The organism is Mesorhizobium sp. M4A.F.Ca.ET.050.02.1.1 (assembly GCF_003997725.1).
Taxonomy (GTDB): domain Bacteria; phylum Pseudomonadota; class Alphaproteobacteria; order Rhizobiales; family Rhizobiaceae; genus Mesorhizobium.
Map to the genome: position 1 here is coordinate 1 of NZ_RZSG01000913.1, position 2210 is coordinate 2210.

The 2210-nt window shown below is 60.8% G+C and carries 1 protein-coding gene and 1 pseudogene; both read right to left on the reverse strand.

Annotated features, from left to right (window positions below; all coding sequences use genetic code 11):
- Positions 1–329 (reverse strand): annotated as a pseudogene (locus EOA33_RS33055) (hypothetical protein); the annotation flags it as partial.
- A gap of 539 nt (positions 330–868) precedes the next feature.
- Positions 869–2050, reverse strand: coding sequence for a porin (locus EOA33_RS33065; RefSeq protein ID WP_127407529.1), 1182 nt, complete (start codon positions 2048–2050; stop codon positions 869–871).
- Positions 2051–2210: the final 160 nt, after the last annotated feature.

Here is a 2210-nt window from a genome sequence, read left to right on the forward strand (position 1 = left end):
CCCAAAAGCTGGATGTCCATGAAGACGTTGAACAGACCGAAGTCGCGGTAGCGGAGTTCGGCGACGAGCATCGCGCCGAAGTCCGGATGCTTCAGAATGTCGGAGAACGAGCTTTCCACCGAAACCGGAGGCAGGTCGAACTGACCCACGTCGCCGCTCATGCCGGCCGCCCACAGATATGTGCCCGCGGTGAAGGACCAGTATGGCTGGCCCGCCGGTGCGGCTTCCTCAACCGTCTGAGCGTTCGGGCTCGGCAGGTCAGCAGCGAAGGCCCGTGCAGAGCCAAGCAGGACCAGCCCGACAAGCAGCAGATTCCGGTCAAAACGCATTGCCGTTCCCCTCTTATCAAATTTCGTAGCAATGATAGCAGCATTATTAGCAGGATTCGCCCTGCAGTGAATCGATCAAGATGGCGTCCGTCGCGTGGTATTGTGTATTAGCGTCATCTAAAATTATGCGGTCGCGGCCGACGGGTCAACCGGCCCGCCCGTTCAGTCGATCGGCGTGAGGGAAGGGCGCTGGCGCATGGCAAAGGCCCATTGCGAAATGGGGCCGGCAAACCCGCCAACCTCGCAATCGCCGCAATCACGCCAAAGCTCGTCGTGCTCTCAAACGCTCTTGTCGGGGACGACCGAAGAGGGTCCTGCGACATGCCTTGACCAAGACGGATACTCTAAAGCGCGTCGCGCCTGAACGGCCTCATGCGACGCGCTTTAGCTCTTTGTTTTTTTGCATGTCGTTTTCCCAAAACCGGGGCCACTTTTGGGCGACATGCATTAGCTCCGGAAATCGAACCGGCGAGCCGTTCCCGAAACGAGAAAACCCGGCGGTTGCCCGCCGGGTTTCGATTTCAGTCAGGCAGGGCCTGTTAGAACGAGCGCTGGAAGCGGAGGAGACCGCCGATGGCGTCGTCGCCATCAGTAATACCGGTCCAGTTGTGGTTCAGGCCATCGGCATCGCCGATTGTGCCTGCATTGATGTAGTCGACTTCGGCCGTGACGGTGAAGCCGGGCACGATGTCGTAGGCGATGTTCGCGGCGATGCCGAGGTTCTCACCTTCGTCATACGAGATCTGGGTGTTGAACGAGGTCTTCTCGTTGAACTTGTAGGTGCCACCGCCCCAGACTGCCCAGTTGCCGTCCCACTGCTTGTAGAAGCCGCGACCGCCGGCTGCGAAGGCATAGGTCGGGTCCGACAGGTTGTCATCGGTGCCGTAGCCGGCCATGATGAACAGCGAGATCGCGTCGGTGGCGTTGACGTCCAAACGGACCTTGCCGGCGACTTCCTCATAGTTGCTGTCGTAGGCAACGACGCCGGTGATGGCGCCCCAGCCCTGCGTCCACTTCACGCCGCCGACGACATGCGGAACGTAGCTGTCGATCGTGCCCACGCCGTAGGAGCCATCCGTGCCGCCGCCCGAGCCTTCTTCGAGCGAGACCACGGCCGAGAAGCCGTTGCCGGCGTCGAAGTAGTACTGGACGACGTTGGTGTCGAAATCGCCGTAGGGAACCAGCGTATCCTGGATGACGTTGCCGGCGTAGCCGATGAACGTGTTGAACGCCGATTCGTCCTTACCGACGCGCAGGCCGCCGAGCTGGATCCAGGCGAAGTTCAGCGAAGTGCCCTTGTTGAAGGCCGGATTGACGTCGCCGTCCGCGCCCAGATCGGCGTTGCGGTTGCCGAAGTTCCAACGGGTTTCGGTGAAGGTCTTCAAGGTGCCGAGCTCGGTCTCCTGACCGGTCCAGGTCTTCAGCGTGAAGCGGGCATTCTTGTAGAAGGTGTCGTTGCTGCCGCCGTCCTCAACATCGGCGGACGTCGCGCCGTCGAACGCGCCGACGTCGCCGACGCCGATGTCGTAACGGACAAAGCCGCCGATGCGCAGGCAGGTTTCGGTGCCGGGGATGTAGAAGTAGCCCGAGCCGTACACGTCGCAGATCTTGACGTATTCAGCCGGTTCCGGCTCGGCGACGACAACGGCGTCGGCGGCGCGCGCACCGGAAACTGCGATCAGGGCCGCAGCTGAGCCGAGAAGAAGGCTCTTGATGTTCATTTTCTGACCTCCAGTCAAAAGTTAAAAAACGGGTCTGGGTATTCTTTGCTGAAGGACAGCGTTCCCTGCCCCATCCCCACTACCGAAAAAGATGCGCACCGCGCCGCTCCTTCAAACCCGACATTACCCATGAGGCGGCGTCGTTCAACCACGATCGTAC

Coding starts and splice junctions, on each gene's coding strand:
- EOA33_RS33065 (WP_127407529.1), bottom strand. CDS start 2,050: ATGAACATCAAGAGCCTTCTTCTCGGCTCAGCTGCGGCCCTGATCGCA.